General features: G+C 60.0%; 23 protein-coding genes. 10 read left to right on the top strand and 13 right to left on the bottom strand.

The features are described from left to right. Nucleotides 1–56: 56 nt before the first annotated feature. The gene (locus AMC99_RS07760; RefSeq protein ID WP_061925033.1) at nt 57–605 is read right to left on the bottom strand and encodes a hypothetical protein; all 549 of its coding nucleotides are present in this window, start codon (nt 603–605) and stop codon (nt 57–59) included. Nucleotides 606–684: 79 nt separating this feature from the next. On the opposite strand from AMC99_RS07760, the gene AMC99_RS07755 reads away from it, so the two are divergent. The 6 genes from AMC99_RS07755 to AMC99_RS07730 all read left to right on the top strand — a co-directional run bounded on the left by AMC99_RS07755 (nt 685) and on the right by AMC99_RS07730 (nt 5,200). After that, the gene (locus AMC99_RS07755) at nt 685–1,404 is read left to right on the top strand and encodes a TlyA family RNA methyltransferase (RefSeq protein ID WP_157058368.1); all 720 of its coding nucleotides are present in this window, start codon (nt 685–687) and stop codon (nt 1,402–1,404) included. Nucleotides 1,405–1,496: 92 nt separating this feature from the next. After that, the gene (locus AMC99_RS07750) at nt 1,497–2,045 is read left to right on the top strand and encodes a TspO/MBR family protein (RefSeq protein ID WP_061925028.1); all 549 of its coding nucleotides are present in this window, start codon (nt 1,497–1,499) and stop codon (nt 2,043–2,045) included. Between the two features lie 42 nt (nt 2,046–2,087). Then, on the top strand, nt 2,088–2,339 hold the full coding sequence (locus tag AMC99_RS07745) for an accessory factor UbiK family protein (protein ID WP_061927830.1): 252 nt from the start codon (nt 2,088–2,090) through the stop codon (nt 2,337–2,339). 12 nt (nt 2,340–2,351) lie between these two features. Further along, complete coding sequence (gene recO, locus AMC99_RS07740; protein ID WP_061925025.1) at nt 2,352–2,954, top strand: DNA repair protein RecO; 603 nt, start codon at nt 2,352–2,354, stop codon at nt 2,952–2,954. 10 nt (nt 2,955–2,964) lie between these two features. Beyond that, entirely contained in the window at nt 2,965–4,035 is a 1,071-nt protein-coding gene (gene leuB, locus AMC99_RS07735; protein ID WP_061925022.1) for a 3-isopropylmalate dehydrogenase, read from the top strand. 25 nt (nt 4,036–4,060) lie between these two features. Then, the gene (locus AMC99_RS07730) at nt 4,061–5,200 is read left to right on the top strand and encodes a glycosyltransferase (RefSeq protein ID WP_061925019.1); all 1,140 of its coding nucleotides are present in this window, start codon (nt 4,061–4,063) and stop codon (nt 5,198–5,200) included. Nucleotides 5,201–5,212: 12 nt separating this feature from the next. Here the strand turns inward: AMC99_RS07730 and AMC99_RS07725 are convergent, their stop codons facing one another. Continuing rightward, entirely contained in the window at nt 5,213–6,487 is a 1,275-nt protein-coding gene (locus AMC99_RS07725; protein WP_061925017.1) for a phospholipid carrier-dependent glycosyltransferase, read from the bottom strand. A 108-nt stretch (nt 6,488–6,595) separates the two neighbouring features. Here AMC99_RS07725 and AMC99_RS07720 point away from each other — a divergent pair, with 108 nt between their 5' ends. After that, nucleotides 6,596–7,801 (top strand): trans-sulfuration enzyme family protein, encoded by a 1,206-nt coding sequence (locus AMC99_RS07720; RefSeq protein WP_061925015.1) that lies wholly within the window; start codon nt 6,596–6,598, stop codon nt 7,799–7,801. Nucleotides 7,802–7,820: 19 nt separating this feature from the next. On the opposite strand, the gene AMC99_RS07715 is transcribed toward AMC99_RS07720, so the two are convergent. From AMC99_RS07715 to AMC99_RS07705, 3 genes are all read right to left on the bottom strand, one after another. Continuing rightward, nucleotides 7,821–8,132, bottom strand: a complete 312-nt coding sequence (locus AMC99_RS07715) for a hypothetical protein (RefSeq protein ID WP_420805544.1) — start codon at nt 8,130–8,132, stop codon at nt 7,821–7,823. 80 nt (nt 8,133–8,212) lie between these two features. Then, nucleotides 8,213–8,692, bottom strand: coding sequence for a TadE/TadG family type IV pilus assembly protein (locus AMC99_RS14140; protein ID WP_198143498.1), 480 nt, complete (start codon nt 8,690–8,692; stop codon nt 8,213–8,215). Then, nucleotides 8,689–9,963, bottom strand: a complete 1,275-nt coding sequence (locus AMC99_RS07705; RefSeq protein WP_061925007.1) for a pilus assembly protein TadG-related protein — start codon at nt 9,961–9,963, stop codon at nt 8,689–8,691. Before AMC99_RS07705 ends, AMC99_RS14140 begins: the two co-directional genes overlap by 4 nt. A gap of 175 nt (nt 9,964–10,138) precedes the next feature. On the opposite strand from AMC99_RS07705, the gene AMC99_RS07700 reads away from it, so the two are divergent. From AMC99_RS07700 to AMC99_RS07690, 3 genes are all read left to right on the top strand, one after another. After that, a complete protein-coding gene (locus tag AMC99_RS07700; protein ID WP_061925004.1) occupies nt 10,139–10,747 on the top strand; it encodes a 2-hydroxychromene-2-carboxylate isomerase in 609 nt (202 codons plus the stop codon). Between the two features lie 103 nt (nt 10,748–10,850). Continuing rightward, nucleotides 10,851–11,249 (top strand): Co2+/Mg2+ efflux protein ApaG, encoded by a 399-nt coding sequence (gene apaG, locus AMC99_RS07695; RefSeq protein WP_061925001.1) that lies wholly within the window; start codon nt 10,851–10,853, stop codon nt 11,247–11,249. A gap of 71 nt (nt 11,250–11,320) precedes the next feature. Continuing rightward, the gene (locus AMC99_RS07690) at nt 11,321–12,109 is read left to right on the top strand and encodes a LysR family transcriptional regulator (protein WP_061924998.1); all 789 of its coding nucleotides are present in this window, start codon (nt 11,321–11,323) and stop codon (nt 12,107–12,109) included. A 9-nt stretch (nt 12,110–12,118) separates the two neighbouring features. On the opposite strand, the gene AMC99_RS07685 is transcribed toward AMC99_RS07690, so the two are convergent. From AMC99_RS07685 to AMC99_RS07650, 8 genes are all read right to left on the bottom strand, one after another. Further along, nucleotides 12,119–12,715: a hypothetical protein gene (locus AMC99_RS07685; protein WP_157058279.1), complete on the bottom strand. Its 597-nt coding sequence runs from the start codon at nt 12,713–12,715 to the stop codon at nt 12,119–12,121. 159 nt (nt 12,716–12,874) lie between these two features. Continuing rightward, on the bottom strand, nt 12,875–13,360 hold the full coding sequence (locus AMC99_RS07680) for an A24 family peptidase (RefSeq protein ID WP_061924993.1): 486 nt from the start codon (nt 13,358–13,360) through the stop codon (nt 12,875–12,877). A 3-nt stretch (nt 13,361–13,363) separates the two neighbouring features. Further along, on the bottom strand, nt 13,364–14,236 hold the full coding sequence (locus AMC99_RS07675; protein ID WP_061924991.1) for a hypothetical protein: 873 nt from the start codon (nt 14,234–14,236) through the stop codon (nt 13,364–13,366). A 1-nt stretch (nt 14,237) separates the two neighbouring features. Then, nucleotides 14,238–15,212, bottom strand: a complete 975-nt coding sequence (locus AMC99_RS07670) for a type II secretion system F family protein (protein WP_061924988.1) — start codon at nt 15,210–15,212, stop codon at nt 14,238–14,240. Nucleotide 15,213: 1 nt separating this feature from the next. Next, a complete protein-coding gene (locus AMC99_RS07665) occupies nt 15,214–16,215 on the bottom strand; it encodes a type II secretion system F family protein (protein ID WP_061924985.1) in 1,002 nt (333 codons plus the stop codon). 2 nt (nt 16,216–16,217) lie between these two features. Continuing rightward, nucleotides 16,218–17,468: a TadA family conjugal transfer-associated ATPase gene (locus tag AMC99_RS07660; protein ID WP_420805562.1), complete on the bottom strand. Its 1,251-nt coding sequence runs from the start codon at nt 17,466–17,468 to the stop codon at nt 16,218–16,220. A 145-nt stretch (nt 17,469–17,613) separates the two neighbouring features. Further along, on the bottom strand, nt 17,614–18,762 hold the full coding sequence (locus AMC99_RS07655) for a CpaE/TadZ family protein (protein WP_198143497.1): 1,149 nt from the start codon (nt 18,760–18,762) through the stop codon (nt 17,614–17,616). A 41-nt stretch (nt 18,763–18,803) separates the two neighbouring features. Continuing rightward, nucleotides 18,804–19,430 carry a TadE/TadG family type IV pilus assembly protein gene (locus AMC99_RS07650; RefSeq protein ID WP_061924976.1) on the bottom strand — a complete coding sequence of 209 codons (627 nt, stop codon included), beginning with the start codon at nt 19,428–19,430 and terminating at the stop codon, nt 18,804–18,806. Between the last annotated feature and the right edge of the window lies 1 nt (nt 19,431).

Raw genomic sequence — 19,431 nt, 5'->3', positions numbered from 1 at the left:
AAGTTTTCCCACGTCAGAATTGAGCGCTGTTGCCGAGCGCCCCCGAGGGCGCTTTTTTATGGCCTGCAATCCTCGATCACCCGGGTAATTTCAGCCCAGCTGGGGATGTAGAGCGTTTCCATCCCTTCGGTCTCGACCGCAAAGCGTCCCTTGGTGATCGCCATTGCATCGAGCAAAGGGTCGCTGGCGGGCAGGGTAACCGCGATGATCGGGAGCGCATCCTTGTCCTGTGTCCCGGTCAGGCTGCGCGGTCCTGTTTCTGTCAGGATACGCAAAACTACCGGTCCGCTCGCCTGCCCTGCGCGCATCAGGATGATTTGCCGCGATGTGGGAATGCAGCGCAAGGCGAACCGCGCGCCGGAACTGCCCTGACCAAAGGATGCCATGCTGCCGGTACTGTCGCTGCGATAGGACCAGTCGCCTGCCGTCTGCGGCGCATCGAGGAAATTCTCGTAGGTTCGCTGCACGACCGGAGCCGATGTCATCACCGGCGTTGGTGTCGGCGTAGGCGCGGGCGCAGGCGTCGGGACCGGCGCAGGGGCGCAAGCCGCTATCGTGAAAGTCAGGGCGAGGGCACCGGCAAAATGCGCATAGATCTGTTTCATACCGCTTTAATGCGCGCTAACGCCTTTCGGGTCCATGTCCGATGCATTGAAAAAAGCGAAGAAACGCCGTGTCGACCAGATGCTGGTCGATCGCGGGCTGGTTGAAAGCCGCAGCCGCGCGCAGGCCCTGATCATGGCAGGGGTCGTATTTGCGGGCGAGGCGAAGGTGGCAAAACCCGGACAGCAGCTGGCCGAGGATATCCCGCTGGAAGTGCGTGGGCGCGACCATCCCTGGGTTAGCCGCGGCGGGATAAAGCTGGCTCATGCGATCGAGCATTTCGGGCTCGACCCATCGGGCGTTACCGCAATGGACATCGGCAGTTCGACCGGCGGCTTTACCGACGTGCTGCTGCAAAAAGGCGCGAAGCATGTTTTCGCGGTCGACAGCGGCACCAACCAGCTCGCCTGGAAGCTGCGCCAGGACGAGCGTGTGACTGTGCTCGAACAGACCAGCGCACGCATCCTGACGCCGGACATGATCGACCGGCCTTGCAGCTGGGTCGTTTGCGACGCTTCCTTCATTTCCCTTTCCAAGGTGCTGGAAACGCCGCTGAATCTGGCTGCGCCGGATTGCCGGCTGCTCGCGCTGATCAAGCCGCAATTCGAGGTCGGGCGCGAGGAAGTCGGCAAGAAGGGCGTCGTCAGCGACCCTGCCTTGCACGCCCGCGTCTGCGACGAAGTCCGCGCTTGGCTGACCGGCATCGGCTGGACGGTCGAGGGCATCGTCGAAAGCCCGATCACAGGCCCGGAAGGCAATATCGAATTCCTGATTTCCGCAAAACGCGGTGACCCTGTTTGACACGGTATTTGGCGAGGGCTTGCGAGCCGTGTATCGCCAAGCCAACGGAAAATCATACGCGAATCGACTAACGATAACCGCGGGGAGATTTGATGAACGTTATTGCGTCACGTGGTCAGTTGCGCGCCAGTTTCTTGCGCTGGGCTCTCTTTACCGTGCCTCTCGTCGTGCTCCTCGGCTTCCTTGCCGGTCAGCTGGGCAGCCCCAACACCGCGTGGTTCCAGGGTCTCGTTAAGCCGGATATCTATCCAGAGCCTAAATGGTTCGGGATCGTCTGGACCGTTCTTTACATCATGATCGGCTTAGCCTTCGCCTTCGTTTGCAGTGCGTGGGGCGCTCGCGGTCGCGGTATCGCAGTGACCATCTTCCTCGTCCACTTCGCGCTCAACCTGGCGTGGTCGCCGGTGTTTTTCGGCAGTCAGAACATCGAGGGCGCGCTCTACCTGCTGGTGGCGATCGACCTGACGCTGCTCGTCGTGATCTGGGCGTTCTGGCGGGTTCGGCGCATTGCCGGGCTGCTGCTGCTGCCTTATCTTGCGTGGGTGCTGTTCGCGACGTTGCTGAACTACCAGTTCCTGCAAGCCAATCCCGACGGCGGCCATGGCACGGCCACGTCTGCCTCACAGCGGATCGCGATCTGAATCCCACTTGCCCTTTTGGGGCGCCGCAACCAGATAGAGACCATGCAAAGCCAGAACACATTGCTCGCCGATTTCGCCAAGCTCGCCAACAGCGCGGCTGGCACCTTTGCCGGTATGACCCGCGAAGCCCGCGAAAGCGCTCGCGAACGGATGAAGGAAGCGATGGGCGGCATGGACTTCGTCAGCCGCGAGGAATTCGACACCGTCAAGCTGATGGCGCAGAAGGCTCGTGAGGAAAACGAAGCCTTGCTGGCCCGGATCGAGGCGCTGGAAGCCAGGCTCGCCGGAAAGTAAGATCCGCGCGCAATGAACCTGCGCGCACCTGCCATCCTCGTTGCTGCACGTCCCCATGGGGAGACGGCCTCTATCGCGCGCATGCTGACCGAAGAGCATGGCCTCGTCGCCGGTTATGTCGCGGGTGGACGCGGGCGGCAGCTTCGCCCGGTGATGATCCCGGGCAATCTGGTCGAAGTCGAACTGCGCTCGAAATCCGAAAGCCAGTTGCCCTTTGCCAAGCTGGAGCTGGTGGAAAGCCGTGGCCCCTGGCTGACAGAGCCGCTGCCTGCTTCCGCGATATCGTGGCTTTGTGCAGTCACCGCGACCGCATTGCCCGAACGGAACCCCTATCCCGCGCTCTATCAGGCGTTGTCGGCCGTTCTCGGCGCGGTTTGCGAAGCACCTTCGGCAAGGGGGTGGTTGCCTGCACTGGTCAGCTTCGAAGTCCTGCTTCTGCGTGAACTCGGCTACGGCGGGGAACGCCCCGAGCACGATGATGACCTGCAAGCGATGTTAGCAAAGTTTGACCGGCTTGAAGGACCTCTTGCCCGCTACCTCCTTGCCGACAAGCGAGGCGATGTTATTGCGGCGAGGCACCTGCTGCGGGAAAGATTGGCCCGCATGCTTAGCTAGGAAAAGCCTCGTGAAAATTGCAGTTCTGCCAGGAGACGGCATCGGCCAGGAAGTAACCCGCGAGGCTCTGCGCCTGCTCGAGTTGCTGGAATTGCCGGGTCTCGAGGTCGAACATGGCGAAGTCGGTGCGACGGCTTATCGCAACCAGGGCCATCCCCTGCCGGAGGCCACACTCGAACTGGCGCGCAGCAGCGATGCCATACTGTTCGGTGCGGTCGGCGACCCGTCCTGCGACAATCTCGAACGGCACCTGCGTCCGGAACAGGCGATACTCGGCCTGCGTGCCGCTCTCGGCCTGTTTGCAAACCTGCGCCCGGCGACGGCTTTCCCCGGCCTCGAACACATGAGCGGGCTCAAGCCCGAGATCGCTCGCGAGATCGACGTACTGATCGTTCGAGAGCTCAATGGCGACGTTTACTTCGGCGACAAGGGCACCCGGGTGCGAGAAGACGGACAGCGCGAAGGCTGGGACATGATGTCCTATGCCGAAAGCGAGGTGCGCCGCATCGCTCACACCGCTTTCCGTGCAGCGCAAACGCGCAAGAACCGCCTGACCAGTGTCGACAAGGCCAACGTGCTCGAAACCAGCCAGCTCTGGCGAGACGTGATGATAGAGGTGTCGGCCGAATATCCCGATGTCGAGCTCGACCATATGTATGTCGACAATGCGGCCATGCAGCTGGTCAAGGCGCCGGCCAATTTCGATACCATCGTCACCGGCAACCTGTTCGGCGACATCCTGTCCGACCAGGCCAGCATGTGCGTCGGATCGATCGGCCTGCTGCCCAGTGCGGCGCTTGGCGAGCGTCAGACCGATTACGGCACTTTCGGACTTTACGAACCGATCCATGGCAGCGCGCCGGACATTGCAGGGAAGAACCTTGCGAACCCGATGGCGACCATGCTCTCGCTCGCCATGCTCCTGCGTCATTCATTGGGGCGCGAGGCTGATGCAGAGCGGATCGAGCGCGCCGTCGCCGAAGTACTGGCAGACGGCGTTCGCGGCGGCGACCTCGGCGGGTCCGCTACCACGACTGAAATCGGCGATGCCGTGGTTACCAAAATGGTAAGCATATCTTGAGGTTTGCGCTCTAATCGGGTCTGTCATGGACATGACCCATCCCGAAGCTGCAAAATCGGGCGCTAGCACCGCGCAAGTGCTCGAATTGGCTATCATTCTTCCCACGCTCAACGAGCGCGGCAATCTTGCTCCGCTGGTAGAGCGGATCGAAGCCGCACTTGGCCAGGGCGGCTGGGAAGTGCTGATCGTTGACGACAATTCCGCTGATGGAACTGCTGACGAGGCACGCCGGATCGCTCTTATCGACCCGCGTGTCCGCGTGATCCAGCGCATCGGCCGCCGTGGCCTTGCCAGCGCTGCTATCGAAGGGTTCTGTGCAACCGCCGCGCCCTATTGCGCTGTGATGGACGCGGACCACCAACACGATCCGGCGCTGCTGCCGCTGATGCTCGATGCGCTCAAATCGGGCGAAGGCGAGGTCGCGGTGGCGTCGCGTTTCGCTGAAGGTGCGAGCATGGAGGAATGGGGCCGACCCGATCGCGAAAAGCTGTCGGGCGCTGCCAATGCGCTAGCCCGCAAGCTGACCGGCGTCGAACTTTCCGACCCCATGAGCGGCTACTTCATGTTGTCGTCCGACACCGCACGAAAGCTGGTACCGGGATTGTCGGGCATTGGCTTCAAGATCCTTCTCGACCTGTTGGCCACATCGGACAAGCCGATGAAGGTAAAGGAATTTCCGTTGAACTTTTCCGCACGCCGCGAAGGCGAGAGCAAGCTCGATCGGGCCATCGCATTCGATTTCCTCGCCGGTCTTTATGACAAAACCTTCGGCAAGGTGATCCCGACACGTTTTGCGCTGTTCGGCACGGTCGGTGCAATGGGCGTCGTGGTTCACATGGCTGTGCTGTCGCTGATCCTGTTCTGGGTGGGCGAAGCCTTCACCGTTGCGCAGGCGATTGCGGTCCTCAGCGCGATGAGCTTCAACTTCTGGCTCAACAACTGGCTCACCTATCGCGACCAGCGCCTGAAAGGCACGAGCGCCGTGCTGAAGGGATGGGCAGGCTTCTGCCTTACCTGCGCCGTCGGCGGCTTTGCCAATGTGGCTGTGGCAACCCTGCTGGAATCCCGCGGCCTGTATTGGTTCATCGCCGCACTTGCCGGGATCATTGTCGGGTCGGTCTGGAACTACGCCTTGTCGAGCCGGTTTGTCTGGGGCCGCTATTGAGCCATCCGGCGATTATCGCCAACCTTCGAGCCATGCCCAGTTGAGGAAGCTTTGCGCGTTCTCTAGCGGCGCTGCCGACAGGATCGGATAGAAATAGACAAATATTGCGATGCTGGCGGCCAGAACCCCCAGCGAAAGCTTGCGCCTTCCGGCTTCCGCCAAGGCATCCAGGGCCAGAGCCAGCGCGCCGAGCAGGAAGAAGCTCGGCAGGAAATAGTGGTAGTAGAACTGCACCGACTTGTCCGCCACGAGCCATAGGCCGAGGCTGGCGAGATAACCGATAACCACGCCGAGCCGCGCCCAGTCGCGGCGTAGCCAGCCTGTCCAGGCGCACCAGCCCAGCGCCGGCAGCCCAAGCAGCATTGTCAACGGATTGCCCAGCAGCAAGATGCCGCGCTGCGCCCCATCGACCGGCTCGTACAGATACCAGATTGCCCGCAAGTCGAGCACCCACTCCGGCCATGTCGACTGGTACGGGTGGGGTTGGAGGACTTGCGTCTGGAGCGCGAGCATCTCGCGGTGAAATGCCACCAGCCCGTGGGTGGCGAAGGGGGTATCGCGGAAGGATTCCGCAGGGATGAACGTCGCGGCATAGACTGCCAGCGGGACGACTCCGAGCCACGCGAAAGCTTCCAGTAGTGATATGCCCGGGACAGGGATGCCGCGCTTGCTCGTCAGGAGCCGACGACGCCCGGCGGAAAGCCTTGCGATGAAAAAAGCGATGCCGGGCATTACGGCGAGGGGGATGGCGTTCCATTTCGACGCCATCGCACAGCCCAGCGCGATGCCGGTCGCGATCAGTCTCCGCCGCCCTGTTTCGGGCTCGCGGATTGCTCCGGCGAATTGCCAGGCTGCGATCGCAATGAATGCCGCCATGAAGATATCGAGCATGGCGATGCGGCTTTGCACGAACAGCATGAAGCCGGTGGCCATCAGCACGCCGAAGGACAGCGTCGAAAAGCGGGAAAGGCTGGCGAACCACATCGCGCGCATGCTGGCAAACAAGGTGATGCCACCGGCGATCAGCGGGAAGATGCGCCAACCAAGTGGTTCGTCGCCGAAGATCGCAATGCCGAGTGCGATGATTTCCTTGCCGAGCAACGGGTGCTCGCGGTTGATGTACAATCCGCTGACCAGCAGCTCGCGCGCTGCTGGCAGGTAATGAACTTCATCAAAATAGGGTGTGGACGGCGTCGTCAGGCGAATTGCCGCCAGGAAAACGAAAGCGAAAGACAGCGCGAGGCTGGCACCAAGCGGATCGCGGGGCTGGGCAGGGGCCTGACTCATCGAAACAGACGCTTAGTGGTCAGGTCGTTCATCGGCAAGGCCAGCTTTTCCGATCCCAATGGCATTACGCTTGCCGCCCTGCCGGTGCCCGCCTAAACGGCAGGCGCTATGAAGAAGACAACCGGCATGGACCGCGCCATCACCAAGCGCTGGAGGCCTGCGACACAGGCAGTTCGCGGAGGGACCTGGCGCAGCGAACACGGCGAGACGAGCGAGGCGCTGTTCCTCAGTTCGGGCTACACTTACGACGATGCGCAGACCGTTGCGGATCGCTTTGCGGGCGAGGCGGACGGCATGACCTATTCGCGCCTGCAGAACCCGACAGTCGCCATGCTGGAAGAACGTATTGCGCTGATGGAAGGTGCAGAGGCATGCCGCGCGCAAGCAAGCGGTATGGCCGCGATGACGGCAGCGCTGCTGTGCCAGCTTTCTGCCGGTGATCATGTCGTCGGTGCGCGCGCTGCATTCGGTTCCTGCCGCTGGCTACTCGATCATCTTTTGCCGCGCTTCGGTATTGAAACAAGCGTGATAGACAGTACCGACAATGCCGCGTGGGAAGCGGCGATCAGGCCCAATACCAAGGTATTCTTCTTCGAAACTCCGGCCAACCCGACCCTCGACGTCGTCGATCTCGAATGCGTCTGCGGGCTGGCGCGCTCGAAAGGCATTACGACCGTTGTCGACAACGCCTTTGCGACCAGTGCCCTGCAGCGTCCGCTCGATTTCGGTGCGGACGTCGTCGCCTATTCCGCGACCAAGCTGATGGACGGTCAGGGAAGGGTCCTGGCAGGCGCCGTATGCGGTAGCCAGCAATTCATCGACGAGCTGCTTTTGCCGTTCCAGCGCAACACGGGGCCGAATATCTCGCCGTTCAACGCCTGGGTCGTCCTGAAGGGCCTGGAGACGCTTTCTCTGCGTGCATTGCGTCAGAGTGAAAACGCCGTCGCGCTCGGCAAGGCTATCGAAGACCGCGTGCCGCGCATGCTGCATCCCGGCCTCGCGAGCCACCCGCGTCACCAGATGGCGGTGACCCAGATGGTCGCGACCGGGCCGATCTTCGCATTCGATGTGGGCACCCGGGAGAAGGCCTTTGCCTTGCTCGACGCTCTCGAACTGATCGATATCTCGAACAATATCGGTGATGCCCGCAGCCTGATGTGTCATCCGGCGAGCACGACGCATGCCGGCATGACGGCCGATGCGCGCGAAGAAATGGGCGTCACCGAAGGACTGCTGCGTATCAACGTCGGCCTCGAGGATATCGAAGACCTTGTCGATGATATGGGCCAGGCCTTGGAAAAGGCCGGGTTCTAGCGACGTTCCGAAGGGCCGGTCAGACCGGCAACCAGACGGTTTTTTCCTCGCTGACCGTGATCGGCGGGACCGGGATCAGCGGGATCATGGGCTCGAGTTTGTAGCGGATCGCGATGCGGCTGTATTTCGCGCCGTTCGACGTGCCGCGCGTTGCCTTCAGGCTCAGGATATTGTCTTTGTCGATCGCGACCAGTTCGTCGCGCACTTCACGTTCGATCTGCGTCGTAGAAGCAGTCGGATCTACCTTGGCGAGCCTGACGCCTTCGCCAAGGGCATGACGCAGCGCTCCCGAGGTGTGGAGGTACTGTCCCATCTGAAGCGTACCGAGCATGATCGTCAGCAGGACCGGAAACGCGAATGCGAAATCGATGGTTGCGTTGCCGCGCTGGTCGCGGCCGAGTTTGCGAAACATCATTGGAAACGCACCAGGCTGTCGCCGGTCACGGTGATCCGGCTGGGGAAGGCGGTGAAGCCGATCATGTGGGCAAGGCCGGCCCAATCGAAGTGGGTTTCGACCTGCTTGGAAATCTCGACGCTGACGAAGCGGGCGGTGATCTCGCCGGCAGCGCATGTGTCGCCAAAATTGTCTTGGCGAACGCCGTCGCACTCGAGGAAGATATCGACGTCGACATCCTGCGCGCTGACATCGGCTGCGTTCTTGGCCTCGGTCACATATTTCGCCGTATTGGTGCCGTTCGGCCTGTTGGCAAAGGCAAAGTCGGTCGTGCGCTGGGCTGCCTGCTCGTAATCGATCTTCGTCCCGATGAGGGTCGAGGCATCCATCATTCCGAGGCACAGCAGCATCAGGAATGGCAGCGACAGGCCGAGTTCCATCGCGCCGAAGCCACGACTGTCCTTCAGTATCGCCAGTGTACGCAGGTGCATTGTCATTCGACGACCCTCACGACCTTGGCAGAGGTATCGATAGCCTCGATCTCGTCGCTACAATTGTTCTCTATCTTGTTGCTGCCTCCGAACCTGACCCGCTCGCCGATCAGCAGGAGGCACTGGGCATCCTGCGTGGCACCGCCGTTGTAGGTGATGTCAGCTGTCGGCATGTAGATCACGCCATTGAGGTCGATATCCGCGCCGCCGTTGAAGGTGTGCTGCGTCCCGTCCCCCATCTCGTCCTGATAGAACAGGATACCTGCCCAATCGGCGTCGCCAGCAGCGGTCGCTTCAGCCTCTGTCGGTGCGCGCAGATCGAGCTCGGCGCTACCGTTGATCTGGATTGTCGCCACATTGCTGGAGGTGCTGCCGGTGAGCACGATGGTCACGCCTTCTCCGACGATCTTGGCGCCTGCGTTGATCTTGAACGTGCCGCGGTCGATTATGTAGATGCCCGGGTTCATCCGCAGCGTTCCCTTTACATCGAAGCCGTTGCAGTAGCGGCCGGGTCCGATGGTCAGGTTCTGACTTGGCCTCACGCCGAAATTATTCTGCGTGCAACCGCTGGGCGTCGACGGAGGGGTCAACCCGCGGCTGGCAAGCGGATCCTCGACCTCGAGGCCATAGGGGACGATGCCCGCGTTCGGATTAATATTGCCGTTGCCGTAATCGATCCCGCCGACGCTCATGATCAGGTTGGTGTCGAGGTAGCTTGTACCGCCAACATCCACCGAAACGCCCTCGGGCGAGTTGGATGCGACCGGGCAATCGAGATCGACCAGGGCATTACCGAAGACATCGACCCCGATACCGTCGGTCGCGGTTGCGAGGACGCAAGGTTTGCCGACTGCGACGGTCTTTGCAACGGAGCGGACGCGGATCGTGGGCGGCTGGGTCAGGAAAATACCGGAGAAGGGCAGGGCGCGGCTCGCGGTGACGACCACCTCGATGGCGCTGGTGTCACCGTTGTAATCGCCCTCCTGCGGCGGGTTTACGATGCGCACGATGGTGAAGGGATCGACGTAGTTGCGATCGACCTCATGGGTCGCAGCATCGGTGATTGCGAAACCCTTGTAATGGTTGAGAGCGCCGGCAAGTGCACCGGAGTCGGCCGCCTGCTGGAGCTGGCGCTTGGAAAGGTACCACTGCACGGTATCCACGCCGACGCCTGCCGCGCCGACCATCGATGCTGCGCCGATTGCCGAGATGATCAGGACGTTGCCGCGTACGTCTTCGCGCAACTTCCTGATGAAACTGGACACGAGCTTGCGCATGCCTGTGAATCCCCTGAGACCTTTATCAACATGCGGAGATTGCATTAGGGCAAGCTAAGGAATTCGAAGCATTTGCGGTTCACGCGAATTTAACCACGCCGACCGCTTCGAAACAGTGTCTTGCAGCGGCGCTGGCAGCGTGCCACTCGACAAAAACCACCAGTGGAGAGCCAAAATGACCGCGCGCGCCCAGCTACTTTTCGATTTCGTCAGTCCCAATGCCTACCTGATCTGGTGGCCGATGCGCGACATCATTCGCCGTACGGGGGCGGAGCTGGACGTGCTTCCGGTCTTCCTTGGCGGAATGCACAAGCTGACCGGCAATGCCCCGCCGATGATCCGGGACCGGGAGGTGAAGGGGAAGAACGAATATGCGATGCTCGAGCTGGAGCGCTTCGTACGCAAGCACGAGCTGTCCGATTTCAAGATGAATCCGAATTTTCCATTCAATTCCATACTGTTGCAGCGAATGCTTTTTGCTGCCGATCAGGATGGGCGCGGCGTCCAGTTCGTAGAGACGCTTCTGCCCAAGATTTGGGAACAGGGTCTCGACGTTACCGATCCCGAAGCGGTCGGTGCTGCAGTTGCGGCGGGAGGTTTCGACGTCGAAGACCTGTTCAGGCGTGCGCAGACCGACGAGGTGAAGGAGGGATTGTTCGCCAACACCGAAAATGCGGTGGAGCGTGGCGCTTTCGGCATTCCCACCGTGTTTATCGGTGACGAAATGTTCTTCGGCAAGGAACGGCTCGAACAGATTGAAGCCGAGCTCGACCGGGTCGGCTGATCGCAAAAGCCCGCGTTTTTGGGCTTTGAGGGGTGGATACAGCGTGGATTAACTCCCCTCCTGCTCTTGTAGCTGGACCTGAAATTGTTACCTTGATGTGGTCATGAAAGAGCTGTTTCAACACGCTGCCATCACCGAAGGTGTCACTGTGCGGGTCGCAGTGAACTTCCTTCCGGAACAGTCCCACCCCGAAGCGGGCAAGTGGTTCTGGGTCTATCACGTGCGGATAGAAAATGGCGGACACGAAGAAATCCAGCTCAAGACCCGTCATTGGCGGATCACCGACGCACGCGGGATGGTGAACCATGTCGATGGCGAGGGTGTGGTGGGCGAACAGCCCCTGCTGAAGCCCGGACAAAGCCACGATTATGTTTCAGGCTGCCCATTGGCGACACCGCATGGATCGATGGAAGGATTTTATACCTTCCAGCGCGAAGACGGCTCCAGCTTGGAAGTGCGCATTCCGTTCTTCCCGCTTGCTGCGCCTGCCACGGCCGACTGAACCTGTTGATTCAGGACACTATGGTTTGCGGGCTTGAGCCTTGGCGTTTCCCGGCCTAAATCGCGCAGACCATGAAACGGACCCACCTGCCTCTCAACGCGCTACGCGTCTACGATGCCGCTGCCCGGCACCTCTCGTTCACGCGGGCTGCCGATGAACTGGCGGTCACGCCCGCTGCTGTCGGACAGCAGATAAGGGCGCTTGAGGATCACCTTGGCGTGGTGCTGTTCCGCCGCACGAGCAAGGGGCTGGAGCTTACGCCGGAAGGATGCGCCGGTCTCGACGCCCTGCGCGAAGGTTTCCTCAAATTCGAGGAAAGCGTCCAGTCGATGCAGGCAGGCCAGGCATCCGACCGATACACGATTGCCGTGCCGCGCGAATTCTATGCGCAGTGGCTGGCTCCGCGGCTTGCAAGCTTTCAGTCTGCGAATCCAACGGCGCAATTCCACCTGGTCGCCGATGAAAATGCGGACTTCACCGAAGCGAACCTCGACGTTGCCATCCGGCTCGTCGACGGTCCGGGTGAACTCGAAGGGATCGAACTCGCACCCGCTCAGAAAGTGGTTGTCGCTGCCAAGGGTGCGCCGGACGTCTGGATCGAATGGCCCGGCGTCGGCTTGCCGGAAGGTGAGCGGGCGACGATCAAGGCCGGCAATCCCGGTCAGGCTTTGAGTTCGGCCGTGGCCGGAATGGGCCGTGCAATCCTTCCCTACCTGTTGGTCAAGGAATCGGTTGATGCGGGGAAGCTCGACATTCTTGAAGGGCCGGATCCGGGGCGCCGCGCATATTGGTTGGTCGCTCCTTTGCCGCAATGGCGCCAGAAGAAGGTGAAGACGCTGGTCGCGCACCTTTCCGAGTAATTGCGCGGGTTACGAAGGCGTCGACATGGCGACCCGGTCACGCACCGGATCATAGACAACGGAAATACCTGCGCCGCGCAGTTCATAGAACGGGATGAATCCGCTCCCTTTCGCAAGCGCTGTGCTGATCCTCTTCGGCAGCTTGTCCGCTTTGGGACCCAAGGCCTTGGCCACAGCGGATGCTGAAATCAGGATCTGCGCACCCTCTTCGATACGGATGGTGGCGCTACCCGCAGCGACACCATCGACGAGCAGCGGTTTGCTGACGGTCAGGCTCCCGTCTTTCCGATCGAGTTTTTCCGACACCGGTTCAAGCGTTCCGATGTCGTAATCGACCGATATGAACTCGCCCGGTCTCAGTTGGACTGGCGAGGCAAATGCCAAGCTTTGTTCCTTGTCGGCAATCCGCGCCAAATCGCGATTGCTTGCGCTTGGGCTCGCGCGTTCCGTCTCGCTTGCGTTGCCAGCAGGGGCGGTATGGTCGGCGATCAGCCCTGCGAGCTCTTCGGTAGGCAGCGGTTCTGCATCGGGCAGGGCTACGCGCAAGGGGTAGCCTGGAAGCACAGGGTCCGAATTTTCGGTCTTCGTGAAAGTACCGGATGGCATGGGAGGCCAAGCGAATTGCAGGCTTGCGGCAAAGGCAATCCCGATCGCCAACAGAATCCTTTGCCAGTGTTCGGCAGCGTTTTCGGCCCAGATGGACGGCCGAGATTGGCGATCGGAATAGCTCAATTCACGATCTCGCCTGGCATGACACTTCCCGCCCTATTGAAGGCCAGGCAGAGGCGGCTGCGTCAGGTAGGTCGACCAGACGAGCGCAATTGCGCCTGAAGCTATTGCGACCCCATAGGGAAACTGTCCCTTGGTCCGCTCTTCCTTGGGCTTGGCAATCCCGGGCAATCGGCGTCCGATCATCCAGATGATGACGAGAATGCCACCGATGATCGCGACGCTCACGAACAGCTTGATTCCCATTCCGAGCGGAAAAAACGCAGCCGTTCCGGCATAGAATTTGGCATCGCCGCCACCGAAAGCTCCGATCGCAAACAAACCCATTCCGACCAGTAGGGCAATTACCGCATGGGCTGCATGCGAGCCGAGATTGGCCAGACCGGCATCGATAAATGCAAACGCTAGACCGTAAACGAAGAGCACCAACGCAAGCCAGTTCGGCAGGCGCCGCTCCTTGATATCCATGATCGCCCCAATCACGAGAAGGAGCGTCAGGCCCGCCGGCCAGTAAGGTTCCAAGGCTTATTCCTCGATTTGCGAAGAATTAAGAGCGACGCGCAGCGGATAGGCAGCGCGTGCTGGGCGCTGTTTCTTCTGCGATGCCGGGCTGATCAGGCTGATACGGACCGGATAATTTTTGTCCGAGGCACCTTTCGACATGGTGATCTGCTTCGAACTCGTTTTGCGTTCAGCATCCTGTGCCTGTTCGTCTGTACCCGCCTGATTCGCTTCGGCGACCTTGGCCGGTGTCTTGCTATCCGTGGAAGACATGCGGGTGATAACCGTCGCGAGGCTGCCGATAGGGCCGCTGGCAGGTGCAGTTCGCAAGATAATCTCGCGCTTGGAGGTGCGTGTCAGGAGGGCTGCGGGCTTGGCGATGGCTGCTGCGCTACGCGGCGCGACCTCGCTCGCATCGTCAAGAAGTCCCTGTTGTTCTGCCGAAGCCGCCAGGTCGGCAAGCTTTGCCTCGGTTTCCTTTTCGCGCATGGCGAGTGCCCGAGCGGAATTGCCGAGTGGAGAATCATAGAAACGCTGCAGGTTCGCCGCATATTTCGGATTGGTGCCGTCGAGTGAAACTGCCATCTGGAAATAGCGTTCGGCAAGGTCGGCTCGCCCGAGTTTCGCATAAGCAACGCCGAGTCCGTTGAAGGCGTCGGGTGCCGATTTTTCATCGAGAGCAGCCAGCCGGAACTGCTGGATCGCGTTCGCCGGATAACCTGCTTTGAGCGCCTGACGGCCGCGTTCGAGTTCTTCGGATCCGAAGACCGATTGGCTCGCTTCCGCGCGTGCGCCACCGTCTTTCGGACCAAAGCCCAGGGCGCTGGTGAAGCTCTGGCAGCCGGACAGGCTGAGCGCCGTCAGTGCAATTGTCGCGATGCGGATAGAGGTGTTCATGTCAGTTTTCTCCAGCCATGGTTGGCAGAACTTCCCGAATTGTCAGGACGATAGCAGGTAGCGTGAGCACACCGATCATTGCCGGCAGCATGAAAACGACTAGTGGAATGGAGAGCAGGACGGGAAGGCGGTGCGCCTTCTCTTCGGCCCGAAGACGGCGCGCTTCGCGCATCTCAGTAGCATAGACTCGCAGAGTAGTCGCCAAGCTGGTCCCCAACTTGTCAGACTGGATGAGGAGCGTCGAGAATGATCGAATCTCATCGACCCCACTCGTTTCGCCAAATTTACGGAGTGCGTCTTCGCGGCTTGCGCCTGCGCGCATGAGTAATGTCGTTTCCAAAATCATGCCGGCAATTCGAGGATGACTCGTGGCCATTTCCCTACCGACACGATCAAGGGTGGATTCAAGACCTAGACCGGCTTCTACGCAGACCAGCATCAGGTCCAGACAGTCCGGAAACCCGTTGATGATTTCGGTTCGACGGCGATCGGCCTTCGCCCGGACGAACAGGTTCGGGATGTAGAGGCCAAGCAGAGCAAGTATTGCAGAAGTGAAATAAAGCCGCATGATCGTTGGCGGCTCTGCCTGCATCAAGGCGAGCAAGATGTAGATGCCGGGTACGATGAAAACCAGCAGCAGGCGAACCAGCGTGTAGATGCGAGGAGCAGACGGAGAGAGATAACCTGCCGAGCGCAACAGTTTTGCAATTTCGCTCTCGTCTGTATCTCCAAGGTTTAGGCCTGCGCCTTCGATCCTACGGACCAGTTTTGTCCACATGCCCTCGTTTCGTTGACGGCGAAGGGACTCGTTTGAACTCCGGCCGCCTTCGCCCGAAATCGCCGCGAGTTCCTTGTTGACCCGCATCTTGCGCGATGTGGCATTGCTCAGAATGAAGACGAGTAATGCGACAAGTCCGAAAACCCCGGCAAGGATGAGCGCGCGTACGACCCAGTTGCTGGCTGCAAACTCAAGCATGTCAGACCTTCAGATCCACAAGGCGGCGAATGATCAGAACGCCAAGAATGTACATGATGGTCAGGCCAATGGCGCTGTAGATGAAGATCGGATCTTCCGAACTGTCGAGGTAGTAGCTTGGAGTGGTCAAGAAGATCGATACGAATGTGAATATTGGCAGTGCAGTCAACATCCAGGCGGTCATGCGGCCTTCCGAACTCAATGACTTCACCTTCAGGAACATCTGGTGCCGGTCACGGATCACTTTCGAGATGTTATCCAGGATCTCGGCGAGATTACCGCCGGTCTGGCTTTGCACCGAAAGAGAAACAACGAACATCTTCATGTCATCGAGGTCCCAGCGTTCTGCCATCTGTTCGAGCGCCGTAATGAGATCCGCGCCGTAGGCGACCTCGTCGCTGATCAGGCCGAACTCCGTGCCGATTGGATCTTCCATCTCGTGCGTTAGAAGATCGATGGCCGAAGCGATCGGGTGCCCCGAACGCAATGCACGAACGAAAATGTCTAGCGCGATGGGAAATTGGTGCTCGATTTTCTTACGGCGTGCCATCGCCATCCTGCTGACGATGAGCAGGGGTAACGCGATCGCTAGTCCGGCACTCAACATGCCGACCATCAGGACAGTCCCAAATCCGAGCGAATAGCCAAAGGAGGCCGCGCTGAGCATCCCGAGCAGGAATACCCCGGCAAAGCCCACGCCCATGAAAATGACGAGCTGGCTGAAGGTCACCGAAATGCCGGAGATGAAAATGGTGCGCTGCAGTTTCTCTGCCATGCCCGAAAGTATGACGGGCAGATCAGGGGTCGCGCTCGGCCGGTTCTTGATCAGCTGGCCGATCACGACTTCGCGATCCTGGCCAGAACTGATCAATTGAAGGCGTTTGTTGACTGCTCCCTTGTAATTACGGCTCTTCGCATAGGACGTCGCGAGGACCTGAATGACAAGGAACACCGCGGCAAAAACGCCGAGCAGGAGGAAAACGCGGATGATCTCTCCCGTCATGATCAGCCGATCTTCATTTCCGGACGGAACAACTCGGATGGCAGCTTGATGCCATGCGCTTCCGCTTCCTGCAGGAACTTGGGCCTGATACCGGTCGCTTCGAAATGGCCGATGACCATGTTGTTCTCATCGACGCCCTGTTTCTTGAAGCGGAAGATTTCCTGCATCGTGATGGTCTCGCCTTCCATGCCGGTCAGCTCGGAAAGGCTGGTCACCTTGCGCCGGCCATCGCTGAGTCGCGAAACCTGCAAAACGACGTGCAATGCCGAAGCAATCTGGGCGCGGGCTGCACGCTGCGGCATGTCGATCCCGCTCATGCCGATCATCTGTTCGACACGGCTGAGGGAGTCTCGAGCCGTATTCGCGTGAACCGTGGTCATCGAGCCATCGTGGCCCGTGTTCATCGCCTGAAGCATGTCGAATGCTTCGCCGGCGCGAACTTCGCCGACGATGATACGGTCAGGTCGCATGCGCAGGGCGTTCTTGACGAGATCGCGCTGGCTGACTTCGCCGCGCCCTTCGATGTTGGGCGGGCGGGTTTCGAGGCGGGCGACGTGTTCCTGCTGGAGCTGGAGTTCGGCCGAGTCCTCGATCGTGACGATGCGTTCGCGCGGATCGATGAAGCTGGACAGGGCGTTCAGCATCGTCGTCTTACCCGAGCCGGTGCCGCCTGAAATCAGGACGTTGCGGCGCGAGGACACGATCGCCTGGAGCACTTCGGCCATGGCTTCCGGGACCGAGCCCAGGTCGACCAGCTTTTTCATGCTGATCGGTACCTTGGCGAATTTACGAATGGACAGCAGCGAGCCGTCGAGCGCCAGCGGGGCGACGATCGCGTTGACACGGCTACCGTCTTTGAGGCGGGCGTCCACGAAAGGCGAACTTTCGTCGATGCGGCGGCCGACGGCGCTGACGATCTTCTGGATGATCCGCATCAGGTGCTTTTCGTCCTGGAAGCGGGTCGGGACGCGTTGAAGCGTACCGCCGCGTTCGACGAACACGGTTTCACAGCCATTCACGAGGATATCAGTAATGCTCTCGTCTTTGAGCAAAGGCTCGAGCGGCCCGAGTCCGAGAAGCTCGTCCATTACCTCGTCGATCAGGTTCGCACGCTCTTCGCGATTGAGCGGCTGATCGTATGTGACAAGCAGTTCAGGTACGATCTGCGTCACTTCGGACTTGATCTGCTCTTCCGAAAGCTTGTCGAGCATCGACAGGTTAATCCGGTCGAGCAGGCCCTGGTGGATGCCCATCCGGATTTGTAGCAAGGCTTCTTCGCGCTCGGATATGCGCGGGTGCAAGGAAACGACTTCTGCCGACTGATCGTCCGCCTCGAGTGTCTCGGAGAGTTCAATCTCCTCGACTTCGTTTTCTGGGCGCTTGATCTTCCACATGATATCAGGACTCCGCCAGACGACCCGCGACGAGATCTGCCAGCTGCATTATATCCTTGGTGAATTTACTGCGCTTCTGGACGGCATCGACCAGTTCGCCCTGATCTTGGGCGGTGCGCAGCAGATTGGCCTCATCGCCAATCGTCGCGAGGATCGGGTGTTTGAGCGCTTTCGCCGCGTCGGATGCATCAATCGTCTTGAACAACCGCTTCTCGGTGCGATTGAGGACGACCTGGATCTTGTCGCGGGCGATGCCCATTGAAACGAGAAAATCGAGTTGCCGCTTCGCATGGCGCAGGCTCTGGATGGTTTCCAGGCCGACCATGATGGTTTCGTCTGCGGCGAAAACTGTGTTGAGCGACCAGTTTGTGAAACTGGTCGGAAGGTCGATGAGAACCACGTCGTACATCCGACGGGCGAGCGTGACGACCTGCATCAATTGTTCGAAATCGACGGATTCGATCGGGACGATGTCGGTCGGTGCCGCGATGACATCGACGCGAGGATGGCCTTCGCAAACGACAGACGCGATCAGGTCTTCGTCCAGCCGTTCGTCCGCCTCGAGAAGATCGGCGAGATTGCGGCGCGGCGAACAGCCCATATAGGCAGCAACGTCGCCCGACTGCAGATCGAGATCGATGATGCAGGCACGGGCATCGTCTCCCATGCTCTCCGCCAGATGCGGGGCCAAGTGGGTGATCAGGGTTGTTGAGCCCGAACCACCGATACTCTTTACCAGTGCAACGAATGGGGCTGGCTCGGCATCGGCAAGCTGGTCGGGCTTGATGTGCTCTGCCGCATCTACGATTGCAGCGACAAGCTCGTCGATGGCGAAGGGAAGGGCGACGATATCATTCACGCCCTTGCGCAGAAGCTGCCGGGTCGTGGCGATGTCGACATTGGCGAGGCCGGCAATGATTGGAACATGCGGCGAATGTTTGCGCAGGCGATCGACCCGGTCGAGCGAATTGCGCGAGGCAGGATCGACCTCGATCACCACTATCGAGGCGGAACCCAGTTCCGACATCGGCAACTGTTCGTCGACCGAACATTCGATGGTCGTGACGTCACCACTAATCGGCTCGGCGCCGGACATGACAGAAGGTTGCGCAATCAGGTACACGCCCTTGGGGAGGTCGGTAGCTTGCTTCATCGGCGGCTCGTAAATGTTCTCAATCCTTCCCATGGCCCATCTCAGTTCGAGCTTGTCCCGCTCGCGTCTTCCAAGGTCATTGTGTAGGAAAAATCACCCAGATCGACTGTCCCCCCAAAGACGAACAGGGTGAGCGGTGAATATTCTACGTCGTTGATACGGACGGTTACGAATGGGACGATGTCGGGACCATTGGGATCGCCGGCAAAACCTAGCCCGGATCCCGAATAAACGATCTCGATATCGCCATCTTCGGCAAACGGTGCGATGTCCTGGATGCGGCCTGCCACGCTGTCAAAGGCAGTGCCGTCGCGAGAAATGGTCCCGAGCGTGCCGCAGTCGCTGCCAGCGCAGGTGCATCCTGAGTCATCACAGGTGATGTCGAAATTCATCTTAGGTATGCGATCGCCTTGGGCGACGGTGCTACCTGCGACAGTCGAATTCACCATCGAGATGGTTGCAAGCTCTGGCACGACAGGGTTGGTGACAATCGCCCACCGCGCACCGATCTGTGTGGCTTTTTCGGCCTGGTTCAGGCGCCAGGAATAAAGCCCGATGTCGATCGTGCCGAGCACGAACAGCAGAAGCAGCGGCAATACGAGCGCGAATTCGGCTGCAAAGCCTCCTTCGTCCTTTACAAACGCTTGAATTGTTGCGGGCAATCTCATG

It is taken from the genome of Altererythrobacter epoxidivorans (genome assembly GCF_001281485.1).
GTDB classification, from domain to species: domain Bacteria; phylum Pseudomonadota; class Alphaproteobacteria; order Sphingomonadales; family Sphingomonadaceae; genus Erythrobacter; species Erythrobacter epoxidivorans.
This window is presented reverse-complemented; position numbering and strand designations above follow the sequence as displayed.

Coding starts and splice junctions, on each gene's coding strand:
- AMC99_RS07760 (WP_061925033.1), bottom strand. CDS start 605: ATGAAACAGATCTATGCGCATTTTGCCGGTGCCCTCGCCCTGACTTTC.
- AMC99_RS07755 (WP_157058368.1), top strand. CDS start 685: ATGCTGGTCGATCGCGGGCTGGTTGAAAGCCGCAGCCGCGCGCAGGCC.
- AMC99_RS07750 (WP_061925028.1), top strand. CDS start 1,497: ATGAACGTTATTGCGTCACGTGGTCAGTTGCGCGCCAGTTTCTTGCGC.
- AMC99_RS07745 (WP_061927830.1), top strand. CDS start 2,088: ATGCAAAGCCAGAACACATTGCTCGCCGATTTCGCCAAGCTCGCCAAC.
- recO (WP_061925025.1), top strand. CDS start 2,352: ATGAACCTGCGCGCACCTGCCATCCTCGTTGCTGCACGTCCCCATGGG.
- AMC99_RS07730 (WP_061925019.1), top strand. CDS start 4,061: ATGGACATGACCCATCCCGAAGCTGCAAAATCGGGCGCTAGCACCGCG.
- AMC99_RS07725 (WP_061925017.1), bottom strand. CDS start 6,487: ATGAGTCAGGCCCCTGCCCAGCCCCGCGATCCGCTTGGTGCCAGCCTC.
- AMC99_RS07720 (WP_061925015.1), top strand. CDS start 6,596: ATGAAGAAGACAACCGGCATGGACCGCGCCATCACCAAGCGCTGGAGG.
- AMC99_RS07715 (WP_420805544.1), bottom strand. CDS start 8,132: ATGCTCGGTACGCTTCAGATGGGACAGTACCTCCACACCTCGGGAGCG.
- AMC99_RS14140 (WP_198143498.1), bottom strand. CDS start 8,692: ATGACAATGCACCTGCGTACACTGGCGATACTGAAGGACAGTCGTGGC.
- AMC99_RS07705 (WP_061925007.1), bottom strand. CDS start 9,963: ATGCGCAAGCTCGTGTCCAGTTTCATCAGGAAGTTGCGCGAAGACGTA.
- AMC99_RS07700 (WP_061925004.1), top strand. CDS start 10,139: ATGACCGCGCGCGCCCAGCTACTTTTCGATTTCGTCAGTCCCAATGCC.
- apaG (WP_061925001.1), top strand. CDS start 10,851: ATGAAAGAGCTGTTTCAACACGCTGCCATCACCGAAGGTGTCACTGTG.
- AMC99_RS07690 (WP_061924998.1), top strand. CDS start 11,321: ATGAAACGGACCCACCTGCCTCTCAACGCGCTACGCGTCTACGATGCC.
- AMC99_RS07685 (WP_157058279.1), bottom strand. CDS start 12,715: ATGCCATCCGGTACTTTCACGAAGACCGAAAATTCGGACCCTGTGCTT.
- AMC99_RS07675 (WP_061924991.1), bottom strand. CDS start 14,236: ATGAACACCTCTATCCGCATCGCGACAATTGCACTGACGGCGCTCAGC.
- AMC99_RS07670 (WP_061924988.1), bottom strand. CDS start 15,212: ATGCTTGAGTTTGCAGCCAGCAACTGGGTCGTACGCGCGCTCATCCTT.
- AMC99_RS07665 (WP_061924985.1), bottom strand. CDS start 16,215: ATGACGGGAGAGATCATCCGCGTTTTCCTCCTGCTCGGCGTTTTTGCC.
- AMC99_RS07660 (WP_420805562.1), bottom strand. CDS start 17,468: ATGGGCATCCACCAGGGCCTGCTCGACCGGATTAACCTGTCGATGCTC.
- AMC99_RS07655 (WP_198143497.1), bottom strand. CDS start 18,762: ATGAAGCAAGCTACCGACCTCCCCAAGGGCGTGTACCTGATTGCGCAA.
- AMC99_RS07650 (WP_061924976.1), bottom strand. CDS start 19,430: ATGAGATTGCCCGCAACAATTCAAGCGTTTGTAAAGGACGAAGGAGGC.